The sequence below is a fragment of the Sphingorhabdus lutea genome, from assembly GCF_001889025.1.
GTDB classification, from domain to species: Bacteria; Pseudomonadota; Alphaproteobacteria; order Sphingomonadales; family Sphingomonadaceae; genus Sphingorhabdus_B; species Sphingorhabdus_B lutea.
Genome location: NZ_CP018154.1, coordinates 696,750 through 722,637, shown reverse-complemented (window position 1 = coordinate 722,637; position 25,888 = coordinate 696,750). Strand labels below are relative to the sequence as shown.

At 45.3% G+C, this 25,888-nt stretch carries 22 protein-coding genes and 1 pseudogene; 11 read left to right on the top strand and 12 right to left on the bottom strand.

What is annotated here, in order from left to right:
• Position 1 precedes the first annotated feature (1 nt).
• From LPB140_RS03535 to LPB140_RS03510, 6 genes are all read right to left on the bottom strand, one after another.
• On the bottom strand, positions 2-1,603 hold the full coding sequence (locus LPB140_RS03535) for a sulfatase-like hydrolase/transferase (RefSeq protein WP_198024163.1): 1,602 nt from the start codon (positions 1,601-1,603) through the stop codon (positions 2-4).
• A 31-nt stretch (positions 1,604-1,634) separates the two neighbouring features.
• On the bottom strand, positions 1,635-3,083 hold the full coding sequence (locus tag LPB140_RS03530) for a sulfatase-like hydrolase/transferase (protein ID WP_083549924.1): 1,449 nt from the start codon (positions 3,081-3,083) through the stop codon (positions 1,635-1,637).
• A gap of 53 nt (positions 3,084-3,136) precedes the next feature.
• A complete protein-coding gene (locus tag LPB140_RS03525) occupies positions 3,137-3,577 on the bottom strand; it encodes a CREC-EF hand family protein (protein ID WP_156874118.1) in 441 nt (146 codons plus the stop codon).
• A 77-nt stretch (positions 3,578-3,654) separates the two neighbouring features.
• Positions 3,655-7,083, bottom strand: a complete 3,429-nt coding sequence (locus tag LPB140_RS03520) for a TonB-dependent receptor (protein WP_072558681.1) — start codon at positions 7,081-7,083, stop codon at positions 3,655-3,657.
• Between the two features lie 151 nt (positions 7,084-7,234).
• Positions 7,235-8,473, bottom strand: coding sequence for a mandelate racemase/muconate lactonizing enzyme family protein (locus LPB140_RS03515; protein ID WP_083549922.1), 1,239 nt, complete (start codon positions 8,471-8,473; stop codon positions 7,235-7,237).
• Positions 8,470-9,855, bottom strand: coding sequence for an aldehyde dehydrogenase family protein (locus LPB140_RS03510; RefSeq protein WP_198024162.1), 1,386 nt, complete (start codon positions 9,853-9,855; stop codon positions 8,470-8,472). The genes LPB140_RS03515 and LPB140_RS03510 overlap by 4 nt, the downstream gene beginning before the upstream one ends.
• Before the next feature lie 174 nt (positions 9,856-10,029).
• On the opposite strand from LPB140_RS03510, the gene LPB140_RS03505 reads away from it, so the two are divergent.
• Positions 10,030-11,076: a formylglycine-generating enzyme family protein gene (locus tag LPB140_RS03505; protein WP_083549920.1), complete on the top strand. Its 1,047-nt coding sequence runs from the start codon at positions 10,030-10,032 to the stop codon at positions 11,074-11,076.
• 40 nt (positions 11,077-11,116) lie between these two features.
• Complete coding sequence (locus LPB140_RS03500) at positions 11,117-12,094, top strand: SDR family NAD(P)-dependent oxidoreductase (RefSeq protein ID WP_072558678.1); 978 nt, start codon at positions 11,117-11,119, stop codon at positions 12,092-12,094.
• A 2-nt stretch (positions 12,095-12,096) separates the two neighbouring features.
• Here LPB140_RS03500 and LPB140_RS03495 read toward each other — a convergent pair whose 3' ends face one another.
• Complete coding sequence (locus LPB140_RS03495) at positions 12,097-12,933, bottom strand: LysR family transcriptional regulator (RefSeq protein WP_072558677.1); 837 nt, start codon at positions 12,931-12,933, stop codon at positions 12,097-12,099.
• 98 nt (positions 12,934-13,031) lie between these two features.
• Here LPB140_RS03495 and LPB140_RS03490 point away from each other — a divergent pair, with 98 nt between their 5' ends.
• The 4 genes from LPB140_RS03490 to LPB140_RS03475 all read left to right on the top strand — a co-directional run bounded on the left by LPB140_RS03490 (position 13,032) and on the right by LPB140_RS03475 (position 15,506).
• Positions 13,032-13,568, top strand: a complete 537-nt coding sequence (locus tag LPB140_RS03490) for a hypothetical protein (RefSeq protein WP_072558676.1) — start codon at positions 13,032-13,034, stop codon at positions 13,566-13,568.
• Between the two features lie 26 nt (positions 13,569-13,594).
• Positions 13,595-14,155, top strand: a complete 561-nt coding sequence (locus LPB140_RS03485) for a hypothetical protein (RefSeq protein WP_072558675.1) — start codon at positions 13,595-13,597, stop codon at positions 14,153-14,155.
• A 17-nt stretch (positions 14,156-14,172) separates the two neighbouring features.
• Positions 14,173-14,691 carry a hypothetical protein gene (locus tag LPB140_RS03480; protein WP_072558674.1) on the top strand — a complete coding sequence of 173 codons (519 nt, stop codon included), beginning with the start codon at positions 14,173-14,175 and terminating at the stop codon, positions 14,689-14,691.
• A gap of 146 nt (positions 14,692-14,837) precedes the next feature.
• Complete coding sequence (locus tag LPB140_RS03475) at positions 14,838-15,506, top strand: hypothetical protein (RefSeq protein ID WP_156874116.1); 669 nt, start codon at positions 14,838-14,840, stop codon at positions 15,504-15,506.
• On the opposite strand, the gene acs is transcribed toward LPB140_RS03475, so the two are convergent.
• The 3 genes from acs to LPB140_RS03460 all read right to left on the bottom strand — a co-directional run bounded on the left by acs (position 15,507) and on the right by LPB140_RS03460 (position 21,031).
• Positions 15,507-17,456: an acetate--CoA ligase gene (gene acs / locus LPB140_RS03470; RefSeq protein WP_072558672.1), complete on the bottom strand. Its 1,950-nt coding sequence runs from the start codon at positions 17,454-17,456 to the stop codon at positions 15,507-15,509.
• A gap of 120 nt (positions 17,457-17,576) precedes the next feature.
• Positions 17,577-18,629 (bottom strand): SMP-30/gluconolactonase/LRE family protein, encoded by a 1,053-nt coding sequence (locus LPB140_RS03465; RefSeq protein ID WP_083549917.1) that lies wholly within the window; start codon positions 18,627-18,629, stop codon positions 17,577-17,579.
• On the bottom strand, positions 18,626-21,031 hold the full coding sequence (locus LPB140_RS03460; protein ID WP_198024161.1) for a glycoside hydrolase family 3 N-terminal domain-containing protein: 2,406 nt from the start codon (positions 21,029-21,031) through the stop codon (positions 18,626-18,628). The genes LPB140_RS03465 and LPB140_RS03460 overlap by 4 nt, the downstream gene beginning before the upstream one ends.
• Before the next feature lie 214 nt (positions 21,032-21,245).
• On the opposite strand from LPB140_RS03460, the gene LPB140_RS12515 reads away from it, so the two are divergent.
• From LPB140_RS12515 to LPB140_RS03440, 5 genes and pseudogenes are all read left to right on the top strand, one after another.
• Complete coding sequence (locus tag LPB140_RS12515; RefSeq protein WP_232223443.1) at positions 21,246-22,034, top strand: hypothetical protein; 789 nt, start codon at positions 21,246-21,248, stop codon at positions 22,032-22,034.
• Positions 21,947-23,251, top strand: a pseudogene (locus tag LPB140_RS03455) (DUF2075 domain-containing protein). The gene LPB140_RS12515 and the pseudogene LPB140_RS03455 overlap by 88 nt, the downstream one beginning before the upstream one ends.
• Positions 23,252-23,670: 419 nt before the next feature.
• Complete coding sequence (locus tag LPB140_RS03450) at positions 23,671-24,528, top strand: site-specific integrase (protein WP_156874115.1); 858 nt, start codon at positions 23,671-23,673, stop codon at positions 24,526-24,528.
• A gap of 151 nt (positions 24,529-24,679) precedes the next feature.
• Positions 24,680-24,847 carry a hypothetical protein gene (locus tag LPB140_RS12295; protein ID WP_156874114.1) on the top strand — a complete coding sequence of 56 codons (168 nt, stop codon included), beginning with the start codon at positions 24,680-24,682 and terminating at the stop codon, positions 24,845-24,847.
• A 106-nt stretch (positions 24,848-24,953) separates the two neighbouring features.
• Positions 24,954-25,181 carry a helix-turn-helix domain-containing protein gene (locus LPB140_RS03440; RefSeq protein ID WP_072558670.1) on the top strand — a complete coding sequence of 76 codons (228 nt, stop codon included), beginning with the start codon at positions 24,954-24,956 and terminating at the stop codon, positions 25,179-25,181.
• Between the two features lie 77 nt (positions 25,182-25,258).
• On the opposite strand, the gene LPB140_RS03435 is transcribed toward LPB140_RS03440, so the two are convergent.
• Together LPB140_RS03435 and LPB140_RS03430 are read right to left on the bottom strand one after the other, a co-directional pair.
• Complete coding sequence (locus LPB140_RS03435; RefSeq protein ID WP_083549915.1) at positions 25,259-25,381, bottom strand: hypothetical protein; 123 nt, start codon at positions 25,379-25,381, stop codon at positions 25,259-25,261.
• A 5-nt stretch (positions 25,382-25,386) separates the two neighbouring features.
• Positions 25,387-25,764 (bottom strand): hypothetical protein, encoded by a 378-nt coding sequence (locus LPB140_RS03430; protein ID WP_072558669.1) that lies wholly within the window; start codon positions 25,762-25,764, stop codon positions 25,387-25,389.
• Positions 25,765-25,888 lie beyond the last annotated feature (124 nt).

Below are 25,888 nucleotides of genomic sequence, written 5' to 3'. Positions count from 1 at the left end.
TTTAACCACCGGTCCTTGCAATTAATTTTTCTAAACGACCGGCGGAGGGGTCATGAACCGCGCGTAAATGATCCAATAATTGCCCGCGCAAATTCCTTATCTGTTCTTTATACGCCGAATTTGGTGCCAAATTGGTCATTTCACCTGGATCATTGATTAAATCATAAAGTTCATCATTTTTGTCACCTGGATTCCACACATATTTATATTGTTTTGTGCGAATTGCGCGCAGGCCAAACCATGCACCATTATACCATTCATAGGCATAAAAGGCTCTATCCTCTTCATCCGACAGCGCAACATCCCCCCTTTTCATTAAGGGGGTTAATGAACGCCCATCGCTTTCACCATCGGCAGCCAACCCCATCCATTCTGACATGGTGGCGGGTATATCCATCAACGACACATGACGGTTCACAATGCGCGGCGCGATATCTGGGTCGCGCACCAATAATGGGATACGCATCAATTCATCATAGGCATAGGCCGCCTTATCATATAGGCCATGCTCACCAATCATGCTGCCCTGATCGCCCAATAAAATTATGTGCAAATCATCATAGACGCCTTCTTTTTTTGCTGTTTCTATAATCTGACCAACTGCATGGTCAATCATGGCAATTGCGCCATAATAATGGGCTCTTGCTTTGCGCCAATCATCCTCATTCATATGCGACACATCATGCCATGGCCAATAGGGATATTCCTGTGACAGGGGCGTATCCACGCGTGCCGCCATATGATTTACTGGCAAAGTCACCTTATCCGGGTCAAACATGCTGGCATAAGGTTCAGGTACGCGATAGGGCGGATGGGGTTGTTGAAAGCTGATTACCCCAAAAAAAGGTTCTTTCTTTTTAGCGGCAAGATGCAAAAACTCTTGCCCGGATCGTACTTTTTCGCTGGTTATTGTATCTTCATATGTACCGGGTAGGGTTTCATAATATTGATGTTTTTCGCCATTGGCATCACGCTTTCCGGCAATATATCCTCGAACCTGCTCTAAATCCGAATCTGGTGTAAATGGCCGCACTGCCTCCTTATCGTCTTTTTCAAACGCACCGATAAAATCGGCGCCGCGTTTTTGTGGGCCATTTGCGCCCAAATGCCATTTACCGACATATCCAATATAATATCCTGCATCCTTGGCACGGCGAATAATTCCACCTTGATTTGGGTCAAGTTCACTTAAACGCGAATGCCATAATTCGACATTATCATCCAATCCGGTGCGATGTCCCCACCTGCCGGTAAACAAAGCCGCACGCGAAGGTGAACAAAGTCCCGTCGTTGTCATGGCCATATCAAAACGTGTTGAAGCCGCCGCAAGAGCATCAATATTGGGTGTCGGCACCGGACCGCCGCGATAGGAAAAACTATCAAAGCGCATATCATCAAAAAATAAAATGAGGATATTGGGCTTTGCCTTATGCTGCGCTTTATTATTTTGAATATTATTTATTTTGGCTTTGGCGCTTACCGCTTCTATTTTTGTAGCGGCGGCCACTTTTGAAACGGCGATATCAGTCTTGGCGACAAACAAATGCCCACCCAATAATGCCAGCATAGCCACATTCATTTTAATATAATTTGTTATTTTCATAATCCGCAACCTTCATTGCCCGCAAAAATTCTCATTCTGTGCTGCCAATTGGCCATTCATTGAAAATGGAGATTTGCAAATCGCTCATCTCTTTGTGCCATTTTAAATATTTGGCTTCTAACTCGGCCGCTTTTTTCTTATCATTTCCAAAAAGATTATGCTGCTCACTTATATCTTGGCGCACATTGTACAGCATTTTATTCTTTTCGATTTGCAGATATTTATCATCACCCTGCAATGCAGCAATCCTACCAAAGCTATAGCTGTTTCGGTCGGCGCTGCGATACCGCCAAAATAATGTTTCATGGGGTTGTTTCGTGAAATTTTTATCCAATAAAAATGGGATAAGGTTCACTCCGTCCAATGGATTATTTCGCGCCATATTTATATTGTTAACGCCTACTGCTGTTGCCAAAATATCTAATGAACTAACAGGGTGAGGATAAACAATGCCCGCCGATATGGTGCCGGTCCATCGCATGGCAAATGGCACGCGAACGCCCCCTTCGAAGACATCACCTTTACCGCCACGCAGAGGTAAATTTACAGACCCATTTTTTGCCTTTGCCTGCGGCCCGCCATTGTCCGACAAAAAGAATATAATCGTATCTTCGGCCAGGTTAAGCTCATCCAATTTATTCAATAATTTGCCCACGCCATCGTCAACCGCGCTAATCATTGCGGCATAGGTTTTACGCTGTGGGTCCTTTATATGGTCAAAACGGTCCAAATATTTTTGGCTCGCATGCATGGGCACATGTGGCGCATTATATGCTAGATATAGGAAAAATGGCTCGTCTTTTTTGCGAGCAACAAAATCAACCGCTTCATCGGATAAAATATCGGTTAAATATCCCTTTGTTTCCACGCTGTTGCGATTTCGCACCAATAATGAATTATATTGTTGTCCGGTATTTTGCGTATCTTCCATTTTTATATCACGGAAACGTTCCGCAAAATAATTATGTCCACCATTTTGAAAACCGAAAAATTCATCAAAACCTCTATCCATTGGGTGAAAATCTTTATGATTGCCCATATGCCATTTACCGATAATGGAGCTTTTATAACCTGCTGGCTTTAATATTGAGGCAATGGTTTTTTCACTCGCCGGTAACCCCGCCTTTGGATCAAGGGGGTTCTCACTTGGATTTAAATCGAAACCAAATCTGGATTGGTATCGCCCTGTTAATAATCCTGCACGGCTTGGCCCGCATACTGGAAAAGTGACATAGCCACGCTCAAAACGGACACCTTCATTGGCAATTCGGTCAATATTGGGTGTGGGAATATCCCTACTTCCGTTAAACCCCACATCGGCATAGCCCTGATCATCGGTCAAAATGACAATGATATTAGGTTTTTTGGCCTTATCCTTCGAAATATTGGTCGCGGCACTTTCAACTGGCGCAACCATGCATGCGGCGATTAAACTTGCCGATATTACAACACCAAACCAAATTGAAAATTTATTCTTCATATCATGCCCCTCGGCCTGGCCATCAAAAAATTAATGCCGTTGCAATCATTATTTTAATTACCGCGTAATAATGTTTTTGGCGCTTCTGCGGGCGACAAAAAACCATCCTTATTGCTATCGCGATTTCCAAATGCCCATGTAAAAACATCGACTATTTCATCTGCACTGAAAATATCATCGCCATTGGCATTAAATTTATCAAAAGATATTTGATAAAAACTATCCGCCGCGCCTTCGCCAATCCATTCCGCCTTGGACAATATATTATCTTTATTCCGGTCGCGCCGCTGCATCTCACCTTCGCCTTGGAACAATATAAATTCATCAAGCGATAAAAGGCCGTCGGAATTAACATCTGCCTGAGCAAGAAATGCTGACCCTTTTCCTGCTCCACTTGATGTTTGCGCCGCGGCAGGAGAGATAAAAGCCGCAGCGCACCCCAATAATGTCATTGTTACTGCACATTCGGTCATTTTCGAACAAAATTTTCTCATGAAAGCCTCCTCAAATCACCCCCTTACTCCAGGGATGGAAATATGGGCAGGCGCTTATACGCCCGCCCATGTTAATATTAAAATTGCAGCCTGAAACCAGCACGGAAAATACGGCCCGTATTTTGGACTAATAATGTGCGGCTATTTGGCGCAGATCCCAATCCAAGAGGTTCACCAGCAATCGCATTTGGCACCGCTTGATCGACCTCTAATACCGCATAATCACGCCGCACATTGTCCAATAAATTCACGGCTTGGAAATTAAATGATAGGCTTTTTGTAATATCAATTCCTCCTGACAGATCTAAAGAGCCAAATCCTTCGCTATAACGGCGCGTGCCCCCTTGTTCAGGTGCAGATGATCTTAGGAAGTCAGAGCGCCAATTATATGCAGCACGAAGTTGCAATCCGCCCTTTTCATAAAATGCTGTTCCATTAAATGTATGCTTTGAAGTGTTGGGCAAAGGCGCCGCGCGGAAAGTCAACGCATTGCCAAGCGCATCCGTTATGGTTTGCTCTTTCACCTGTGAATCGGAATAGGTGTAATTCATGGCGACACCAAATCCGCTTAACAAACCGGGTAAATAATCAAAACTATGCTGGAATGAAACCTCTACACCGCGCACATATGCGCTACCCGCATTAACAGGTTGGTTAAACTGAACCGCTTCACATTCCTGTAACGGTACTTGCAATGATAAATCCAAAACCCGGTTGGGCAAACAAATGTCCAATGGTTGTGCATTGGGGGTATAGGGTAATAATAGGCTTGATTGGCTTGGAATGAAGCCAGCCTGCCCTATTGCCGCACCATATTGTGCTGGGTCAGTAATGGCGATACCATTTGCATCATAAAAAATATCACGAATATCCCGGATATAAAAAGTTTGTGATACACTGCGCTCTGCATCTTTCAGGCTTTTGTTAAAGAATGCCACCGATAAAATTGAATTTTTGTCAAAATACCATTCAAAAGACAGATCCAGATTTGTCGATGTAAATGGTTTCAAATATGGGTTGCCGCCACTTGCAAAAGAGTTTGAGAAAGTGTTTTCCGTAAATAGGAAATTGGGACGCAACCTGTCAATATTAGGACGGGCCATCGTGCGTGATGTGGCGAAACGAACAACTAAATTATCCGTCGCAAACCAGTTAACATTTAACGAAGGCAAGAAATTACTATAGCTATTCTTGTCAGAGACAGACACGCCAGTTGGCGCGACATAGGCGGGATTATTTCTGTCCACCAAATCATTGCCTAAAATGGCCGCAATTTGCGCCTGTGCTTGTGCCAAAGTGGCCGTATTCCCTGGGTTTCCTGCGCCAAAATATCCAAAAAATGCCAAATTTTCAGGCCTTGTGGTAAATTGAAGCAAGCTTGGCGTGGCCAATGCACCACCATTTACATCAACATTGGTTTTGACCCAACGCCCGCCAATGTCACCAAATATACGGCCCTCTGCCATTTCAAAATTGGCCAAGGCATAGCCGCCATATACCTCCAATGTTAAATCGCGAAAATCACGAAGATCAGGCGAAGTTACACCTGCATCGCCGCGTTGTTGCTGTAACGCCGTGCGCAGGGCAATGGGATCAAATCTAAAAATACCATCGGTGATATTATCACGCGCCAACCCCAATTTTTCGCCAAATCCATCACGAAGCGATGTTTCACGCGTCAAGACAAAGGGCAAAATACTGGCACGAGGGTCGCTAAATGCGAAACGATCCAAAAAGCTGTTGGTTTGGCGCTGTTCACGATTTCGTTTGTCCCATTTAAAACCAAATTCGAAATTCTTAATTGGGCCAAATTGATGATCCCAATCAATATCGAAGAACACACTTGATGCTTTATCATCAATGGCGCGGTCTCGTGAATTCACACTGCCAATATCCCATTCAAATCCATCATCAACTATGGCTAAATTGGGATTTGCTCCATTTGTTCCGCCCTGTGTTCTATTGGGCACTGTATCGCTTAAGAAAATGGAACATAGACCACCCGATACACAATCAAAACCTTTGGTCAATCCGGGCCGATTATCAAAACCGTTAAAGCCATTGTCAAAACTTAATGGGCCAGCCAATGCCTGATTTTCAATTTGCGAAGTCGCGTAAGTATAATCATTGTCGCGGCCTTTACTTTTTGAATGGCCCCCATGCAGGTTAAATGTGAATTCACCCATCCGATGCTCGGCATCGAAACCCAATACATATGTATCCTCATCAGTATCCTCCCGTTCTTCGACAGTACGGATATAACCTGGGTTGCGGGCACTGCCAGGGCCAATTCCCAATGAAGTGGAGCGATAATTTAATAGGGTGGAATTATCTGGGTCATAAAAATTTTCCGTGCCTTGCCACAATGGGAAAAATTCTGGCGCGGCACGAATGGCCAATTGCGACCTATCATTTACGCGGTTCACATGGGTATATGTCCCGTCAATTTGAATATCGGTATTATCGCCCGGCTTCCATTGAATTGACCCACTTACATTATTGCGTAGGGTGGAGAAATAATTTTGATCATAGGCCAATTCAAATGGCAACAAGACACGTAATTGTTGTTCAGGAATAATTGCCCCACCCGTTGTACGCGGACTGAATACCAATTGCCCCGTATTTATATCGGTTAATCCACCAGAAATTAAGGGCGCAGTCGCATTGGGGAATGGATCAGCTATATTATTTGTCGCTTCATATCGCGGTATATTTATTGTGTCCGCCCGCCCTGAAGTACGCTCCGATGTCGCAACAATCGAAATACCTAAGCTATCGTTAAATAATTTTTGCGACAAAGCCAAATTGGCACGGTAATCGCCATGAAATATATCATTACGAACGCCGTTGCCATTTGTATCTGCAAAGGGGGAATAACGTGCCTGCAACTCAAAAATGCGGCGATTTTTCTTTATACCCAAAGGCTTAAATGTCTGTAATTTAATTGCCGCACCAAGGCTGCCTTCATTGTCATCCGCGCTTGCTGTTTTGGCAATTTCAACACGTGATAAAATATCTGATGAAAAGGCGCTGAAATCCACAGCTTGTCCCGAATTTCCATTGCGAACGTCACCGGCTGCATTGGTCACCGTAACACCGTTTAAGGATACTTCGTTTAAATTGGCATCCACACCGCGAACCGTAATGGTTGAACCTTCGCCATTGGACCTGTCAATCGAAACACCAGGAACACGTTGCAAAGCCTCTGCAATATTTTGGTCAGCTGATTTACCAATATCTTCGGCGTTAATGCCGTCAACAATATTACCTGAATTGCGCTTTTCATTCAAAGCATCCGCCAAAGATTTACGGAAGCCGGTAACAATAATTTCATTTTCTGGTGCGGGTTCGGCCACCTCTGCACTTTGCTCATTATTATCTTGTGATGACTGATCCTGCGCATAAGCGGTTGCAGAAAATGTCATCATTGCCACCATGGAAGATGCACATAATAACCCATTAACTAGATTATGCTGATTTCTTTTTAATCTATTATTTTTCATCATTTACTCCTCCTCTTAATCCAATCCATTTTTCAATTTACTTTTATTGATTATTTTTTGACCAATCCCTGCTCGCAAATGACATGCTTTAATTGCCGAGATAATATTTTTACGACATTATGGTCGATGCTTATCTGTTCCATTGTAAAGGCCATTACAGCTCGACCGAATAAAATTTGATAAAGTCAGGATCCGGATCTACACCAAGTCCTGGGCCAGTTGGCAATGCAACCTTGCCTCCATTATTTTTCACTTGCTCCAAAATATTTAATGGTTTTTGCAACAATTCTTCACGGAATTTATTGGGCGTTGTGTCATATTCCAACATGGGTTGAACCGGATGAGCAGCCCCAGGGAAATCTGGTAAAGCGGCAAGCAAATGCAAATTTGTGCCGACCGCCACTGCCGAACCCCAAACATGATTAACCACAGGCACAAAATGCGCCCGCGCCAATGCCAAAACTTTTAAATATTCGGTAATACCGCCCAGCGCGCACACCTCTGGCTGTAATATATCAACACAATGCCCAGCGATTAAATCGCGGAAACCAAATGAGGTGAATTCTGCTTCACCGCCGGCAATATTTATGTCCAAAGCCTGACATAAGGCGCGATATCCGGCATGATCCTCTGGCGCGACGGGCTCTTCAAACCAATTAATGCCAAGCCGCTCAAACTCCCGCCCAAGGGGGATGGCCTCGCGCGTAGTATAGGCATGATTGGCATCGACCATCAATCCAATATCCGCGCCGATGGAATGACGAACAGCCTCCACAAGCTTCACATCTTCTTTAACGCCAAGCCCAATTTTCATTTTCATGGCACTAAATCCAGCATCGACAATTGCGGCACTTTCAGCGGCAAATCGTTCTGCCAAATCGGGCACTTGTTGCAGCATCATGCCATAGCCATAAACGGGGATTTCTTTTCTAAATGCGCCGCCCAATAATTTATAAACTGGCAAATTATGATATTTACCGGCCAAATCCCACAGAGCGATATCAATACCGGACAATGCCTGTATCGGCATTCCTTTTTGCCCATGATCGCGCAAAAGATTATACGCTTTATGCCATATCACTTCACGGTCCAACACATCCATCCCCAAAATCATGGGTTGGATAACACGCTCCACAATTACTTTATTGGCCAGCGCCACATTATTTCCACCAAAGCTCTCACCCCAACCCGATATACCATCTTCGGTGATAACTTCGATTAAGTGCGCCGTTCTTTTGGTATAATATTGCTGGGAATAGCCAAGCTCTTCATCCAATTCATATTGCAAAACATGGCTACGTATCTGGGCAATTTTAGGCCCGCCATTACGTGACGCATTGCCATTACCCAATATCTTTGACGCCTTAATATGATCTAAATCAGAAATATTCATGCGCCCCCGCCCTTAATATTTAATGCGCGTGACACGCGCTTTGTGACCAAATAATCGTCCAACGCTAAATGCGAACAATCCACGCCAATGCCCGATTGCTTTATCCCCACATGCGGCAGGTTAATGGCATAACGAACGCCATTTATTTGCACCTCACCAAAACGTAGCGCCCGCGCGCATCGATCTGCTCTTTCACTATCGCTTGTAAAAACATATGCAGTTAATCCGGCATCTGTGTCATTTGCCGCGCATAATATTGCCACTTCATCTTCAAAAGGCTGCATCATGCTAATAATTGGACCAAAGACTTCCTCTACGCCCAATTGCATTTCTTTGGTTACACCACTTATGACAGTTGGCGCATAAAAGCTGCCCTGTTCCAAACCATCGGGATACCCCCCGCCAGCTAATAAAGACGCGCCTCGTGAAACCGCATCCTTTACCAACCCGTCAATCCGAGCCCATGCTTTTTGATCGATAAGAGGCCCCATATTTATGTCAGCTTCTTTATCAAATCCTACCTTTATATTTTCGGCTCGCTCGACAATTTTCTGCGTCAATTTTTCTGCGATGGTGGAATGTGCATAGACCCGATTTGGCGCCACGCAAATTTGGCCACTATTGCCAAATTTTAACGCACAAATAACATCCGCCGCATTATCCAAATCCGCATCTTCAAACACTAAAACCGGTGCATCTCCGCCCAATTCCATCGAATAACGCTTTATACTTGTCGCCCCCGTTCGTATCACATGCTTCCCTGTTTGTGTTGAACCTATTAAGGTGAGCATTTGCGGTATGGGGGAGGCAGAAATAGCATCGCCAATAGCGGCATCACTACCGCAAATAATATTTACCGCACCATCAGGAAGGCCAATTTCCGCACATAATTCACCAACAGCATAGGTTGATAAAGGCGTTTGCAATGATGGTTTTATGACAATGGGGCATCCCGCCGCCATTGCAGGACCAAGCTTATATGCTAAATTTAACAATGGGAAATTCCACGCCAAAAATGCTGCAACAACACCTACTGGCTCTCTGCTAATCACATGGCTATGCGTGCCTGCACTATCATCAATATATTCTTCCTTAATATTTTGAATTTCAGCAGCATAATATTCTAAACTATCAACCAGCATCTGATAATCATCAGCTGTCGCCGCCCATGGCTTACCCATTTCAATATGGACATAATGACGCAGTTTTTCCTCATTTTGGATAATCGCGTCGCGCAATTTATGCATCCACTGCGCACGTTCATTAACCGCTATATCTGACCATGTCGGGAAAGCAGCCTCTGCGGCCTCCAAAGCTTGCTGTGTTAATGCAAGATCAGCAAGCCCAATTGCACCTATTATTTCATTATTTGCTGGATTCATGACATTTGCAGCTGCAGGAAATGCAACAAGCTTTCCGCCAATATATGGGCGCATCGGTTCCAAAAAATATACCCCTCTCTCAATTTCGACTCGAAATTCTTGACCGTTCATGGGAGATAAAACCCTTGACCTTACTTAATTTCGGCCTAATAATGACATCTATGGATACATCATATGTTTAACTTGTCAATACCTTTAAACACTCGCGCTATTTATTGGGGAGGAGCCTCCGCTGCCTTATTTCTTATCCTGACCAATTGCGGCCAGCAAAGTGTTAGCAATATATATGAGGAGGATCATAATAAGGTTCAGTGCTCAATCCCCAATTGGACACCCATTGAAATTAAAGCAGGTAGTTTTGAGATGGGGCAGACCGATGTTTATGATGAAGAAGGTCCGATAAAAATAATCACTCTCGACCATTTTTGGATAGACCCAACCGAAGTAACCAATCGACAATATGCCGCATTTGTAAAGGCCACTGGGTATAAAAGCGTGGCCGAGTTACCCGTAGATCCGGCGGCTTTCGGCGTTCCTGTCGAACAAATACCACCCGATATGCTATTGCCTGGATCAGCATTATTTAAAGCACCGAAACAATTTTCCAATAATTATCATGATTGGTGGGAATATGTGCCCGGGACAAATTGGAAAAAACCATTAGGGCCAACAGGGCCTGATATGCGGCCACAAGATCCCGTTGTTCATCTCGCCTATAAGGATATGGAGGCCTATGCTAATTGGCGTGGTGGACGCATCCCAACAGAGGCAGAATGGGAATATGCAGCCCGTGCAGGACAAAAAAATTACACTAAGCAGCCTGAACAAGCCAATAGTTGGCAAGGTATTTTCCCTTCATTGAACAAGGGGACAGATGGTTATAAGGGCATCTCTCCAGTAGGTTGCTTTGAACCCAATAAATGGGGGCTGTACGATATGATTGGCAATGTGTGGGAAGTGACCAGCGATTTTTATGCGCCGCAACATGATCCACAGCGCCCCCAAAATAATCCCAAAGGGCCATCAGAAAATAATGCCTATGACCCATTTAATCCTGCATTTTCCTCACATGTGATGAAGGGCGGCTCTTATCTATGTGCGCCCAATTATTGCCAACGCTATAGGCCCGCCGCACGAACAGGACGCGACCCTGGTTTAGGCGCAAGCAATGTCGGGTTTCGATTGGTCTATGACAGTAAAGAGAAAGCCTTTAGAAAATAAATGGTAGGAGGAAGTTTTGCAAAATATATCCAGAAGAAATATGTTAATTGCTGCCGCCTTTGCTACGTGCGCGAATAGTCAATTGATCGCAGCCGGCAATGCTGCCAATTCAAATGACACTCATAAAATAGATTTAACTGGTAAAACTATATTGATTACGGGGGCCGCTACTGGCTTTGGCCGATTAGGCGCGATTCATTATGCCCGTCTAGGAGCGAAAGTCATCGCCACGATGCGCAATATAATTCGTCCAGAGGCAGCGGAAATAAGTGATATTGCCAAAAATGAAAAATTGGACATTCATATTGTAGAAATTGATGTATTAAGTGAACATAGTGTGCAGAACGGCGTCGCACAGGCGGAAAAAATATTGGGGGCGATACCCGATGTGTTAATCAATAATGCGGGCATTGCCATTGTGGGGCCAGTTGAGGCGCAGGATTTACAAGCTAGTAAACTTGCCTTTGACACCAATATTATCGGTTATCAATTATTGCAGCGTGCAGTTTTGCCTGCCATGCGTAAACGCCGTTCAGGCCATATTATCAATATGTCATCACAATCTGGTCGCATTATTTACCCCGGCCTTGGTCATTATTGCCCCACAAAATTTGCCGTGGAGGCAATGTCAGAGGCTTTGGCATATGAGGTTGCGTTGCAGGGGGTTGAAATATCAATCATACAAGCAGGAGGCTATCCAACCGAATTTTGGCGCAATCGCGAACAATATACTGCCAAATTAAAACAGAGATCTGCAACTGAGCATTTGGATGGATATGGTGCAATGGCGGATTTAATGGGGTCGGGCCGTATCCCAAAATTAAATGGAGATCCAATGGATGTGCCGCGCGCTATTGCGCATGCAATTGCTGCACCGGCGGGGCGCAAACCCCTTCGCGTCATGGTCAGCAGCAGTAACCATCCACAGGCACAAATAAATGACATCATAAAAGAAACACAATTATCATTTTTACAGAAAACACCCTATGGCAACGCCCTTAAAATTCTCCATAATTAAATTTACGCCGCAAAGCATGCCTTAATTGACAGCACCAAATCGGCAATTATTTGCGGGTCAACATCGCGCCGCCAACAAATATAGGCCGGATAGTCAAAGCTGAGCGCATCGGGCACTATTTTCAACTGCCCATTTTTCAGATGAGGCATGACAACGCGTTCGGGCATAAAGCCGCTCATTTTTTGTTCAATCAACCAATTTGCCGATCGTTTACCCAAATCAAGGACAAGGCCAGCGGAAGGTTCAATATCCATGCGCGATGCAATTTCAACACCCAAATGCTGCCCCCATTCGATCCGCACATAATTTTCCCGCCAATTATCTTCATGGGCGGCGGAAACCAAAATTAACCTGTCATCGAACAGCTTTTCCGTTCCGATATCTGGCCGAAAAACCGGATCATACATGGCAGCGATATCCAAAAAACCATCGCTAAGGTCACGGTTCAACCGCGCCGATGCCCCCGCCGTGACGCGAAAGGCAATATGCGGCATTTGCTTTCGCGCGGTTGCAAGCCAGCCAGTCAGCTCAGCCCCCCAAAGCGCATATTGCCCGCCCATAGAAATGCTTTTGGTAAAGTTTTCCGGAATTGAAACCTCATGCTGTGCAATTTCCCATGCACGAACAGATTGCTGTGCCGGGCCCATAAATTTGCGGCCCGCCGCGGTCAGCCGACAACCGCGCTTATCGCGTTCAAATAATTTCGCGCCCAATCGATATTCAAGTTGCTTAATACGTTCGGTCACGCTTGATGGGCTGGCATGAATGCGCTTTGCCGCACCGGCAAAGCTGCCCGTTGCTGCGGCGGCCAAAAAAGTTCGAAAGCTTATTATGTCCATTTAATTTGGATAAACCAAATATATTGTTTTGACAATCCCGTTTTACAGAATAGAAAAGTCACTATAAAGACAATCTATAAATTAACGGAGTTAGATAAATGAATAAATTTCTATGTTCAGCCTTTGCCGCAGCTTTATTGACTGCAACTGCTCTTCCAACCTCTGCATTCGCGATGCAAGAAGCATCACAGGCAGATATTATTGTTACCGCACAACATCAAAAAATGTGGGATAAGGGCAGCAAGCTGGAATCTGAGGGCCTGACCGCGATGGAAAAGGCAAAGAAGAAACTTATTTCATTTAGCGCGGATGTCGTAAACGCCCAGAATAAGCGCGATAGCGCCCGGGCGCAGGCGGAAAATGCCAATGCGGAATTTCGCAACCTAACTGCCTCTATTCCCTATTTCAGCGATCCTGAAGAAGCCGCGCGTTGGGCACGTCAAGTTGACAAGGCTGCTGGTGAATGGGCGAAATATTCCGACCGCCGGATGGATGGCCGCGAAGAATTGGACAAATCGTCCAAAAAACAAATTAAAGCACAGGCCGAAGTTGATAAGGCACAAGCCAAAATTGATCAAGGTCGCGCCTTAAAAGCCGAAGCTGAAAGATTGAGCCGTTTCGATAGGGCGCGTTAATAATAGCGCCCCATTTGGAGAATATCATGTCAGATTTTTCACAAGCTGAACCAAATGCATCGGCGGTATCTTATGCGCCGCCAAGCGCGCCTGCTGCCAACATAACTGCGCAGGCCAATGCACAAATGGCATCGCAGACGACTATATCAGCGCCCGCAAAACCGCGCAGCGCTATTATTGACATGATTGCCTTTATTACGGGCAGCGCGGCACTTGCCGGCGGATTATTAACATTATTCGCGCCGCTGCCCATTGAAATGTTAACTGGAATGGGGGAAGGCATTGGCGCTGATGCTGTGGCGGCCCAATGGTCGATATTTGGGCTGTTGCTAATTTTCGGCAGCGCAGCCAAATTGCGGGCCATTTCGATATTTGCGGCTGAATTTCTTTTAATATCCAGCCTATGCCTATTGGCAATTTTAATTTGGCGCGAAGCAGGCAGCGTATCAGTGGGGATACAAATTGCTGTTGCCGCCCTTGCCTTTATCACCAGTGGATTGGCACGCATTGCAGATAAGGTTGAAATGTCACGCGATCTGAAACTTACCCGTCAACAGGTTGCTGCAATGCAATCAAACCCGACATAATGAATTAAGGAATAATAATGACAAATGCACTTTTTCAAATCGCCGGCTCCGCCCCCTTAATCGATGTTAATGGCATTGCATATAAGGCGGGATTAAGCGCAGAGGCAGCCCGCGCAGCAGGGGAAATAGTTTTTGCCAGATTGTCGGGTGAGGATATAGATTTGACCAAAGCTTTGGTGCACGCGTCCAGCAATAGCGGCGCCGATCCCAAACAAATATTGGATATGTTAAAAGTAATTGGCGATGAATTTGCCAAACCACTGCCCGAAGCAAGTCCAGGCTTTACAGAACAATTATCCAATATAGGATCAGCGGCAAGTGAACAGGTTTCGCATATAGCAGGTTCAGTCAAAGAAAAGATTTCCGACATTGATTTAAGCTCTGTAAAGGAAAAAATTTCTGACATTGACCTAAGCACGGCGAAGGAAAATCTGAACGCTGCAAAAGAAAAAAGTGCTGAAATTGGTCAACAAGTGGCCGATAAGGCCAACCAAGTAATTGAACGGGTAAAGTTAAAGTTTAAAAAGGAAGAATGATGTTCTTAACCTTAAAAACAATATTTCGCGCCTTTGGGTCGCACCATATGGGAAAAAGGCACGAAAGGCAGGGGCAGCGAAAGCTGTCCTTGTTTTTTTATTTTGGGCCGCTGTGCGGTTTAATTTTAGGCATCAGTTTATGTGCAATGCCTGCTTATGCCTATAAAGGGCAAAAAAAGGGCAATGTTGGTTCGGACGCGGTGGATGCCGCAACGCAGCCATTAAATGATTTAAACCTTCGTAATAAAGAAATACCTTTAATTTTATTGAGCATTGGCGATCAACCCTATTCGGCCGAGGGGTTGGATGATTGTGCCAGCCTATATGATCAAATCGCCCTTTTGGACAATGTCCTTGGCCCAGATGCCGATGCGGATAGCAAAAAAACAGGCACAATAAATAAGGCGTTAAAAGTGGGCGGCAATGTGCTGGGCGGGTTCATCCCCTTTCGCGGGGTGGTTCGGCAAATTTCCGGTGCCAATGCGCATAGAGCCAAAATGGAAGATGCCGTTTATGCCGGCGTCACGCGGCGCAGTTTTTTAAAAGGCGTTGCCTATGCCAAAAATTGCGCCACCAAAGAAGAAATGATCTTGCAATCGGCGCATGATGTTTTGGGCATGGACGGTTCAGCGCAGGACGAAGATATTGATCCGTTCATTCCGGATAATCGCGATTTAACCAGCTATAACCAGCCTGTTGAGGATGATGAACAATCTGGCGAAAACGATAATCAAAATAATGATAATGATTATGGCCCTGAAAAGGGCGTGGTTGAAATCGACCTGCCCTCCTCAAATGAACCAAAGGCGCCATAATTATTTATTCAATCTGCCCTCGATTAAGCTGTCCACCACGCTGGGGTCGGCCAGAGTGGAAATATCGCCCAATGCTGCAAAATCATTTTCCGCAATTTTACGCAATATCCGCCGCATAATTTTACCCGACCTGGTTTTGGGCAATGCGGGCGTAACATGCAGATGTTCCGGCGTTGCAATGGGGCCAATTTCCTGCCGAACATGCGCGCGCAATTGCGCCACTAATTCATCGCTATGCTGCTCTCCCGCATTTAAGGTGACATAGCAATAAATGCCCTGTCCCTTTATATCATGGGGATAACCCACAACTGCCGCCTCTGCGACCAAGGGATGGGAAACAAGTGCGCTTTCAATTTCGGCGGTACCCATACGGTGGCCCGACACATTTATCACATCATCAACCCGGCCGGTAATCCAATAATATTCGTCCTCATCACGGCGGCATCCATCGCCAGTAAAATATTTGCCCTTATATGTGGAAAAATAGGTTTGGATAAATCGTTCATGATCACCATATACGGTGCGCGCCTGTCCGGGCCAGCTATCGGTAATGCATAAATTACCGCTGGTCGCGCCGTCCAAAATATTACCTTCATTATCCACCAATTGCGGCTTAATCCCGAAAAATGGTTTGCCCGCACTGCCCGGTTTCATGCCATGCGCGCCGGGCAAGGTGGAAATCATCACCCCGCCAGTTTCGGTTTGCCACCATGTATCAACAATGGGGGATTTCCCCTCGCCCACCACATCAAAATACCAACGCCACGCCTCTGGATTTATCGGTTCACCCACCGTGCCAAGCAATCTTAACGAACTGCGGTCATGTGCCTTTACCGGCGCATCTCCTTCGCGCATTAACGCACGAATGGCTGTGGGCGCGGTATAAAATATATTCACGCGGTGCTTGGCAATAATTTGCCAAAAACGGCCAAAATCAGGATGATTGGGAACACCTTCAAAAATCACCTGACTGGCGCCATTTATCAATGGGCCATATACGACATAGCTATGCCCCGTAACCCATCCAATATCCGCCGTGCACCAAAAAATCTCGCCTGCTTTATAATCAAAAATATATTTAAACGTCGCCGCCACCCATGTGGCATAGCCGCCAATGCTGTGCAGCACACCCTTGGGCGATCCGGTTGAACCCGATGTGTATAAAATGAACAGCGGGTCTTCGGCATTCATCGGCTCACATGGGCATATATCGCCCACATCGGCGCTATATTCATCATAATCATAATCGCGCCCATCCTGCATATCAATGTCGATACAGCTATGTTTAATGACCAGCACGCCATCCACATCAACCTGTTTTAATGCCGCATCAACATTTGCCTTTAACGGGACGGATTTACCGCCGCGCCATCCGCCATCGCCGCAAATAACAAATCGGCTTTGGCAATCCTTTATCCGGCCCGCCAAAGCATCGGGCGAAAAACCGCCAAATACCACCGAATGTATTGCGCCAATACGCGCACATGCCAACATGGCCACCGCGCCTTCAACAATCATCGGCATGTAAATGGTAACGCGGTCACCCTTTTTGACCCCCATTTTTTTCAACGTACCCGCCATTTTAATAATATCGCTCAATAGCTGGCCATAGGTGATATGCCGCGCTTCGCCTTGGGTGTCATCGGGTTCAAATATCATGGCGACGACATCGCCTTTGCCTGCCTCTACATGGCGATCTACTGCATTATGGCAAATATTCATCACGCCATCTTCAAACCATTTGATGGAAACCGGATCATAGGACCAATTGGAAATTTTGGTTGGCATTTTATACCAATTTAGGTTTTTTGCCTGCTCCGCCCAAAAGGCATCGGGATCATTAATGCTTTGCGCATATAATTTATCATATTGCGATGATGTGACATGGGTTGGTTCATTGATACGCGGCGAAATGATTTTCGCAACATTTTTACTCACATTATCGGACATGATTATACCTCTCATAAAATTATCTTTGGCTTATTTTATTTATCGCCGCCATTGATTCTGAAATATATGATAAAGCATAAATAATGGCGCAATCAATGCGCCATATTGATTATGGATGATTTACATCGCGGTGCGTAATTTAATTCTGGCCAATATATCGCTGATTGTTAGGTATAAATATCGCCCATCATTGCCAATTGTGCAATTGGCGCATGCTTTTTCGGTGCGTATCCGTCCCAAATATTCACCTTTGGGGGAAATGATAAATACCCCGCCCGGTCCTGTGGCAAATATAATGCCCGATTTGGCAACGCACATGCCATCGGGCAGGCCAGGTGAATTTGGCCCCACAAATGGCGATGCATCAAAAAACACCCCTTTATCGGTTATTTTACCATCACTGGAAATGGCATAGCTTTTCATTATTTGTCGCGCCTCATCGGAATTGGAAACATATAATGTCCGCTCATCGGGCGATAATGCGATACCATTGGGCCGCCTTAAACTATCGTCAATCAAATCAATGCGCCCATTTATATCGCGGCGATACACCCCATTTACCGATTGTTCCTTCATCGGTGATTGATCGCCATTTTTCAACCCATAGGGCGGATCGGTAAAATAAATAACGCCGTCTCTATCCTCTATTAAATCATTGGGACTGTTAAATTTCTTACCCTTAAATTTATCCGATAAAATAATCTCATCCCGATTATCAATATTCATGCGGGTCAGCGCACGTTTTCCATGGCTGGCGATGATTAAATCACCATTTTTACCCATGATTAACCCATTTGTCCCTGCGCTATCATATAATGATAAATCCCCATCCTTGGCCAATCCGGCATAGTCAAGAAATAGGCGCAGCCCTTCATCCTCGCGCCATTGATATATTTTATTTTGCGGCACATCGGAAAAATATAATTGGCCGCGATTTGCATCCCATATCGGCCCTTCGGACCATGAAAAACCGCTGGCTAATTTTTCTAATCTGGATTGCGGGTCAATAATATCGTCCAATTTGGGGCTTAATTTTTCAACCCCGCCAAATAAATCCCCTTTTAAGGGTGCAATATTTGACATTTTATTCATTCCTTTATTGAGGATGTTGCCACAACCCGCCACCGCCATGCCGCCAATACCGGCCAATAATAAACGCCTTTGCATCCTCATTTCACCACCACCTTTGTTGCAATTGAAGATGCGGGCACATCGCCGGAAATGGGCGCAGTTAAATCAAAACTTGCCCGTGCGCGAATATCCTCTGCCGATGCGCCAATCATGACATCAAATCGGCCAGCCTCCACCGACCAACTGCCATTTTTATTATAATAGGTTAATTGTTGCGGCGTGATGGTAAAGACCAGTTCCTTACTCTCCCCAGGTTGCAGGGTAATTCGTTTAAACCCGCGCAGCATCATTTTCGGCTGGGCCTGACGTGATGTTACATCGCGTAAATATAGCTGCGCTGTTTCATCTGCGGCGCGATTGCCCTTATTGGTCAATTTGGTGCTAATGCTTATTTCCCCATTGGGGGACAGGCTTTGGCTGCTTAATATCGCGCCCTCTATTTTAACATCGCCATATGATAATCCGTGCCCAAATGGGTAAAGCTGCGTAATCGGCAGGTCCTTAAACCTATTACTATCCTTTACCGGATCGGGATCGGCAGGGCGTCCGGCGGGATATTCGCCATAGCTATATGGCACTGCGCCTGTGGTGCGGGGAAAGGCAATGGGCAATTTACCGCCCGGCGCAACACGGCCAAAAATCACATCTGCAACCGCAGGGCCAGCCTCATTACCCAACATCCATGTCATCAATATCGCATCGGCATTTTCTGCCAAATAAGGAATGGCCAATGGACGACCACCGGTTAATAAAATGATGACCGGCTTTCCCTGTGCCTTGGCCGCGCTTATCACCTGCCGCGCCAAATAATCCTGACTTGGTGGAATTTCCAATGTCGAATTGCTTCGCGCCTCGCCTGATTTGTCATAATCCTCACCAATTACCAAAATGCTAATATCGCTATTTTGGGCAAGCATCACCGCCGCGCCCACGCCGGATATATCGTCGCTTTGCGGGGCTGCGCCGGCGGCATAATCAACTATCGCATCCTTATGCGCGCCATTTTTAATGCCATCATAAATGGAAATAACCTCTGACTTGTCACCGCGCGCGCGCCAGCTTCCCAATTGGCTTTGCGTATCGGTTGCCATCGCGCCAATGACGGCAATTTTTTTGGCCTTTGCGGAAATGGGCAGGACATTTCCCTTATTTTGCAACAATATCATGGACCGCAGCGCCACATCCTTTGCCGCTTGGCGATGCTCGGCCGATTGGATTAACGCCGCCTCCGCCGCTTCATCATGATATGCCATGGGATTGTCGAACAGGCCCAATTTTTCCTTTGCGGTCAAAATATTCCGAACCGCATTATCAATATGGCCGATTAAATTTGGATTTTTATTCACTGCTTTCGCCAAATCATCGGCATAGACAAGGCTCATCATATCCATATCGACCCCCGCCGAAATGGCCAATCCGCCTGCATCTGCACGGCTATTCGCGACACCATGGTTGATAAGTTCCGCGACCGCGTTCCAATCGCTCACCAACATGCCATTAAAACCCCATTTGCCGCGCAATGTGCCATTGATTAAATCGGCATTGCCAGTGGTTGGTTCACCTCCAATATCATTAAATGCGGTCATATAACTGCCCGTTCCGGCCTTCATCGCGGCATAAAATGGCGGTAGGTAAATTTCATGCAAGGCGCGCTCGCTTATTTCTGCCGTCCCATAATCGCGCCCACCATGCGGCGCACCATAGGCGCCAAAATGTTTGGTCGTGGCCATTATTGTGCCGGCCCCCTTTAAATCATCTCCTTGATATCCACGAATTTGCGCGACGGCCATGATGCTTCCCAAATAGGCATCTTCGCCCGATCCCTCCACCACTCGGCCCCAGCGCGGATCACGCGCCACATCAACCATGGGTGCAAATGTCCAATGCAGCCCGCTATTCGATGCCTCTATCGCCGATATACGGGCCGTTTTTTCCCATTGCTCCGGCTGCCAACTTGACGAAATGGCAATCGGCACGGGGAATATTGTGCGATATCCATGCACCACATCCATTGCGAATAATAAGGGGATTTTCAAACGGCTTTCTTCCACCGCAACCCGTTGTAACTCCCGCAATGGCCCTGCACCTGCAACATGCAGATATGACCCCACATGCCCTGCACGCACACGGTTTAACTCCTCTGGGGTCAGTTTTGAATTTAATGTTTTGGACCGCCCGCCCGCTGCCTGTGTCAATTGGCCCACCTTTTCGGTCAATGTCATTTGGACAATTAACGCCTCAACGCGCTTACTGGCTAGCTGTGCTTTTGCGGGCGCAATATTCATGTCGCTGGCCATATCCACAACATGGCTGGGCAATGGTCCAGGGTCCTGATCCTGCGCATGGGTATATTTTATGCTGGCCGCCATGCTCAATAATGTGGACGCGGTTATTAATATGGCGCGTTTATAATTTGGACCAAATTTCCGTGCTGATGTTAACATGAATCTACTTTCCTCTCAATTTTGAAAGAGCATAGACCAAATCAACAATGATTGACAAGGTTGTCAAAATATTTTTATTTTACATCTTATGCCGTTTGTAGTCTTGATAAAAAGCTAATATAAATCAACTTGATAAGCCAAAATTACTGGAATATATTGAAGGGAAGAAACTTATATTGTCTCCTTTCAAGATTGACTGTCACACATGCCCTTGATGAGACGTGCTTATTATCAAAATAATATTTCTACTTTTCTAAATGACGACCAAGAAAAAATTCTTGGTGAGCTTACGAGCAATCATAATTTTGATCTCGATATTAAGCAAAGGGATTCATGGCTTGAACAGATTAAAAATTTAAAAGGTCAACTGCTTAACTTTAATGGCAAAATTTTCTTCGAGTTCATCATTCCAAGAATGGGAAAACGCGTTGACACTATCCTCCTCATTGATGACATTGTTTTTGTTTTGGAATATAAGGTTCGTTCCCCTAACTATGATAGGCAGGCAAAGGATCAGGTCCTTGATTATACCCTCGATCTCAAAAACTTCCATGAAGGTAGTCATTTCAAATATATAGTCCCAATTCTTATATCCACATTGGCCCCAACCTATCAAAATATCATTATTTGGTATGATGACAAAATTGCGCAGCCTTTACTCTCTAATGGCCTGGACCTATCAACCCTAATCGATAATGTTATTAAAGAAATTAAATGCACAAATTCTTGCGCTGCGGCTTCTGGATCTAAACATAATGGCCTAGCCCCTTTAATGACGAACAATGGGCAGAAAGTGGCTATAAACCAACGCCAACAATTGTCGAAGCTGCCCAGGCTTTATACCAAGGGCATACTGTCAATGAAATTTCTCGTTCTGATGCTGGGGCTAAAAACCTTACCCATACAGCTAACTGCATTTTTAATATTATCGAGCATTCTAAAGCACAGAACAGAAAATCGATTTGCTTTGTTACTGGAGTCCCAGGTGCAGGCAAGACCCTAGCCGGCTTAAATATTTCAACCAGAAAAGCAGCAAATCATGAAGAGCACGCTGTTTTCCTATCTGGTAATGGCCCTCTTGTTGCAGTTTTAAGAGAGGCCCTTGCTAGAGATGAATTTGCGCGAGCTTATGCTTCTGGTGAGAAACTCACAAAGAAGGCAGCAACACAAAAAGTAAGCGCTTTTATTCAAAACATCCATCATTTTAGAGATGAGGGCGTTAGAACATCAGCGCCGCCAGCTGAGCATGTAGTTATATTTGATGAGGCACAACGTGCCTGGAATCAAGCACAAGCCCAAAAATTTATGGAGAGCAAAAAAGGCGTCTCCAATTTCAATATGTCCGAACCTCAATTTTTAATTAGCGTTATGAATAGAAGAGATGACTGGTGCACAATTATATGTCTTATCGGTGGTGGACAGGAAATAAACACGGGGGAGGCCGGCCTTGTAGAATGGTTCGATACTCTTAAAGAGCACTTTAAACATTGGGATGTTTATCATTCAAATCAAATTACAAATAAAAATTATAGCTGGGGCCAAGATTTAACCAACAAGCTGTCACAGCTGAGTAAGGAAGAAAAAGAAGAACTACATCTAGCTATTTCTTTACGATCTTTTCGTGCAGAAAAATTATCTGATTTTGTGGGCGCTGTGATTGATGGAAACTCTTCTCTAGCGAGCGAGATATACGCGCACTTAAATGATTATCCACTGTTAATTACTAGAGATCTAAATATAGCCAAAAAATGGCTTAGGCAGAGTGCACGCGGCACAGAACGCATCAGGCTTGTTGCATCATCGGGAGCCATTCGCCTTAAGCCCGAAGGGCTTAACATTAAGGCATCTATTGATCCTGTAAATTGGTTCCTAAATGATAAAGATGATATACGTTCCTCATACTATTTGGAGGATGTAGCCACAGAATACGATATCCAGGGTTTAGAACTAGACTGGGTGTGTATGTGCTGAGATACAAATTTACGTAAAGAGGAAAAAGGCTGGGGCCATTATAATTTTAGCGGCACTAAATGGCAGAATGTAAACGATCCATATCGTAAAATTTACCTGTCTAATGCTTATCGTGTTTTATTGACAAGGGCACGTCAAGCTATGGTTATATTTATCCCAAAAGGTAATGAGAACGACCATACTCGCCGGTCAGAGTTTTACAATGAAACCTATGAGTTTTTGTTATCCTGTGGGATAAAAACTATTTAAATATCCTATTTTAGTCGTATTCATCCTGTTTCTGGCATTTCATGCCGGGCCAAACTTGTCATTTCATATCCCTAGTGGACCAAATTTGGTCCAAAAATGTTTGTGGCGACCTTCATATGTGATAGAGTGCGATCATATTCAAAGCATATAAGGACAGAAATTTGGCAGTTATTGATTAATGTGTTGGCAAAAAAGGCGTAAGCTACCGCGCCCGCGTTCAGGTGCTTGGCTAACCTGTTCAGACAAAAACATTTAAATGCCTGACCGATACCCAAACATGGATCAAACGTATCGAGACGCAAATTACCGATGGTGAGTTTCGCAATGTCTCAACGCAGGCCAAGAAACAAACCCTAGCTGACGTTATCAATAAATACCGTGAAGATGTGCTACCCCATAAGGCCCCATCCAGCCAGCGGGTGGAAAACACCTATCTGAACCACTGGGAACGTGAACTAGGCAGCTATGCCCTCTCCTTCCTCACCCATGAGATTATCAGCAAGAAGGTGGCTGAGCTTAAAAACGCAGGCGACCAGCGCGAACAGCTTGAAGACGGGCAAAAACCAAACAAGCCCAAGTCACCTAAAACCGTGAAACACTATCGGGACAATCTGGAAATTCTACTAAACCATGCCCAAAAATGGGGCTGGCTTGGTGCCGCAAACCCCATGCAAGGTGTTGGCCGCATTACCAAGGCCAACAAAGAGCGTGTGCGCTTCCTGGATGATGATGAACGCCAAGCCCTGCTTGCAGCCTGCAAGGCCAGCCCGAACCGACAATTATACCCTGTGGTGGTCTTTGCCCTGTCCACCGGCGCACGAAAGAATGAGATTTTAAAATTGAAGCTCAAAGACCTGGACCTTGATCGCCAGGTGGCCATCCTGCGTGAGACCAAAAACCGTGAAACCCGTAAGGTACCGATTGTCGGCTACCTGAAAGATGTCCTGCTGGATCACTTGGAATGGCGCAAAGACTATGTGGCTAATATGGAAAATGGCTCAGACTTCATTTTCCCACGCACAGACGGTAAAGAACCCATCGATATTCGCAAAGCTTGGGAAAACGCCCGCGATAAAGCTGGCATTGTGGATTTCCGCTTCCATGATCTGCGCCATCGTGCCGCCAGCTATCTCGCCATGAACGGGGCCAGCCAGCTCGAAATTGCCGAAGTCCTCGGCCACAAAACATTGCAAATGGTGAAGCGTTACTCGCACCTATCTGAAGACCATACCCGCGGTGTGGTCGAAAAGATGAACAAAAAAGTTTTTGGTGAATAAATCAAATGGTACTCTGTAAATAAAAAAACAAAGGGTACCTGAATTGAGATTTACATGGGGCATCACAATATTTGTAGCTGGTATATTCCTATACGCTCTTCACACTTACACTAATTCATATGAAATAACTGAGACCAGCCAAGGCGTGTTTTTGCTAAATAAAGGCCAAGGACTGGTTTACAAATATGGAAGGATTACAACAAAGTCTGGTGATCTATGGGATGAAGGCTGGTTCGAGAACTCTGTAATGGATGTTTACGAAACCGCCGACAGCTTCCAGCGCCTTGAAGAGCACGAAGCTTCAGCCAAAAAGAAGTAATATCTAGGCTCAGATAACGCCAAACCACCCTGAATTGCCGTTTCCGCCGAAAACGGCTATATTATGTGCGTCCGATTTTTCTTTTCTGCTTTTTTTCTATACCCAGATGGAGAAAATATTGGTCGAATACACAGACCTTCGGACCGTAAAGCAGTTGGCGAAAGAAGCGCCATTTGTGACTGAAAGTACAATCAGGTGGTGGATATACCATGCAAACAGCAATGGTTTTGATGCTGTCCTGATTAAAATCGGTGGGCGTGTTTACATTGATAAAAACTCCTTCAACAAATGGCTTGAGGGCCAGCGCCTGGCCGCTCCTGGCGACGCTGCTTAACACGTAAGTCCTATTTCAGGACGAGAGCCCTGCCTTTATGGTGGGGCTCTTTTTTATCCATAGGGAAAAATTCAGGCCTAAAAACAGGCCTGAACAATATATTGGGTACGATCAACTTCAAGCTCAGCAATATCACCGCCAAGAAGCAGGTCACGCGCAAAAGCTTCAGTATCGAAGTAGAAACGCAGGTTCTCAGGCATTTCATTCAAAAGGCCTGTATCTTCGATATAGCTTTCAGCGTATTCGAAGCTGTACCTTCAAAAAGGTGCACATCATCCAGACGGTCAAGCGCATCTTCAAGACGGTAGCCAAGGTCTTCAGCCAGATAGATAGCTTTGATAGCGTCATCACCGTCAAGGTCTTTGAACTTATCGAACCAGTTTTGCAGGTTGGCTTGATTAACACCAACGGCATTGAAAAGTCGTAAGTTATCACCGTCGATGAACTGGATTTCATATTCCTCAACCGGATCGCCATGCTCGTTGCGATGGATGGCAGCTTTCTCAGCATATTCATCATAAGTGCTGAAATAGAAGCCGGTTGCTGAAATGTCGTAAGGTGTTGCGTGATAGATGTTTGTCATGATGTTACTCCTTTGCTTTGAACGCTTAAAGGAACAGCGGGTGTATTTATGGGGCGGGCATAATTGCCTTCACGGGGCCTCAAAAGGCCGTGACGCGGAAGGTCGGTAGTGAACGCACCAGCAC

What these genes read in the sequence shown, in the direction of transcription:
- LPB140_RS03535 (WP_198024163.1), bottom strand. Translation starts at nt 1,603, where the DNA reads ATGAAAATAACAAATTATATTAAAATGAATGTGGCTATGCTGGCATTA.
- LPB140_RS03530 (WP_083549924.1), bottom strand. Translation starts at nt 3,083, where the DNA reads ATGAAGAATAAATTTTCAATTTGGTTTGGTGTTGTAATATCGGCAAGT.
- LPB140_RS03525 (WP_156874118.1), bottom strand. Translation starts at nt 3,577, where the DNA reads ATGAGAAAATTTTGTTCGAAAATGACCGAATGTGCAGTAACAATGACA.
- LPB140_RS03520 (WP_072558681.1), bottom strand. Translation starts at nt 7,083, where the DNA reads ATGATGAAAAATAATAGATTAAAAAGAAATCAGCATAATCTAGTTAAT.
- LPB140_RS03515 (WP_083549922.1), bottom strand. Translation starts at nt 8,473, where the DNA reads ATGAATATTTCTGATTTAGATCATATTAAGGCGTCAAAGATATTGGGT.
- LPB140_RS03510 (WP_198024162.1), bottom strand. Translation starts at nt 9,855, where the DNA reads ATGAATCCAGCAAATAATGAAATAATAGGTGCAATTGGGCTTGCTGAT.
- LPB140_RS03505 (WP_083549920.1), top strand. Translation starts at nt 10,030, where the DNA reads ATGTTTAACTTGTCAATACCTTTAAACACTCGCGCTATTTATTGGGGA.
- LPB140_RS03500 (WP_072558678.1), top strand. Translation starts at nt 11,117, where the DNA reads ATGTTAATTGCTGCCGCCTTTGCTACGTGCGCGAATAGTCAATTGATC.
- LPB140_RS03495 (WP_072558677.1), bottom strand. Translation starts at nt 12,933, where the DNA reads ATGGACATAATAAGCTTTCGAACTTTTTTGGCCGCCGCAGCAACGGGC.
- LPB140_RS03490 (WP_072558676.1), top strand. Translation starts at nt 13,032, where the DNA reads ATGAATAAATTTCTATGTTCAGCCTTTGCCGCAGCTTTATTGACTGCA.
- LPB140_RS03485 (WP_072558675.1), top strand. Translation starts at nt 13,595, where the DNA reads ATGTCAGATTTTTCACAAGCTGAACCAAATGCATCGGCGGTATCTTAT.
- LPB140_RS03480 (WP_072558674.1), top strand. Translation starts at nt 14,173, where the DNA reads ATGACAAATGCACTTTTTCAAATCGCCGGCTCCGCCCCCTTAATCGAT.
- LPB140_RS03475 (WP_156874116.1), top strand. Translation starts at nt 14,838, where the DNA reads ATGCCTGCTTATGCCTATAAAGGGCAAAAAAAGGGCAATGTTGGTTCG.
- acs (WP_072558672.1), bottom strand. Translation starts at nt 17,456, where the DNA reads ATGTCCGATAATGTGAGTAAAAATGTTGCGAAAATCATTTCGCCGCGT.
- LPB140_RS03465 (WP_083549917.1), bottom strand. Translation starts at nt 18,629, where the DNA reads ATGAGGATGCAAAGGCGTTTATTATTGGCCGGTATTGGCGGCATGGCG.
- LPB140_RS03460 (WP_198024161.1), bottom strand. Translation starts at nt 21,031, where the DNA reads ATGTTAACATCAGCACGGAAATTTGGTCCAAATTATAAACGCGCCATA.
- LPB140_RS12515 (WP_232223443.1), top strand. Translation starts at nt 21,246, where the DNA reads ATGAGACGTGCTTATTATCAAAATAATATTTCTACTTTTCTAAATGAC.
- LPB140_RS03440 (WP_072558670.1), top strand. Translation starts at nt 24,954, where the DNA reads ATGGAGAAAATATTGGTCGAATACACAGACCTTCGGACCGTAAAGCAG.
- LPB140_RS03435 (WP_083549915.1), bottom strand. Translation starts at nt 25,381, where the DNA reads ATGCCTGAGAACCTGCGTTTCTACTTCGATACTGAAGCTTTTGCGCGT.
- LPB140_RS03430 (WP_072558669.1), bottom strand. Translation starts at nt 25,764, where the DNA reads ATGACAAACATCTATCACGCAACACCTTACGACATTTCAGCAACCGGC.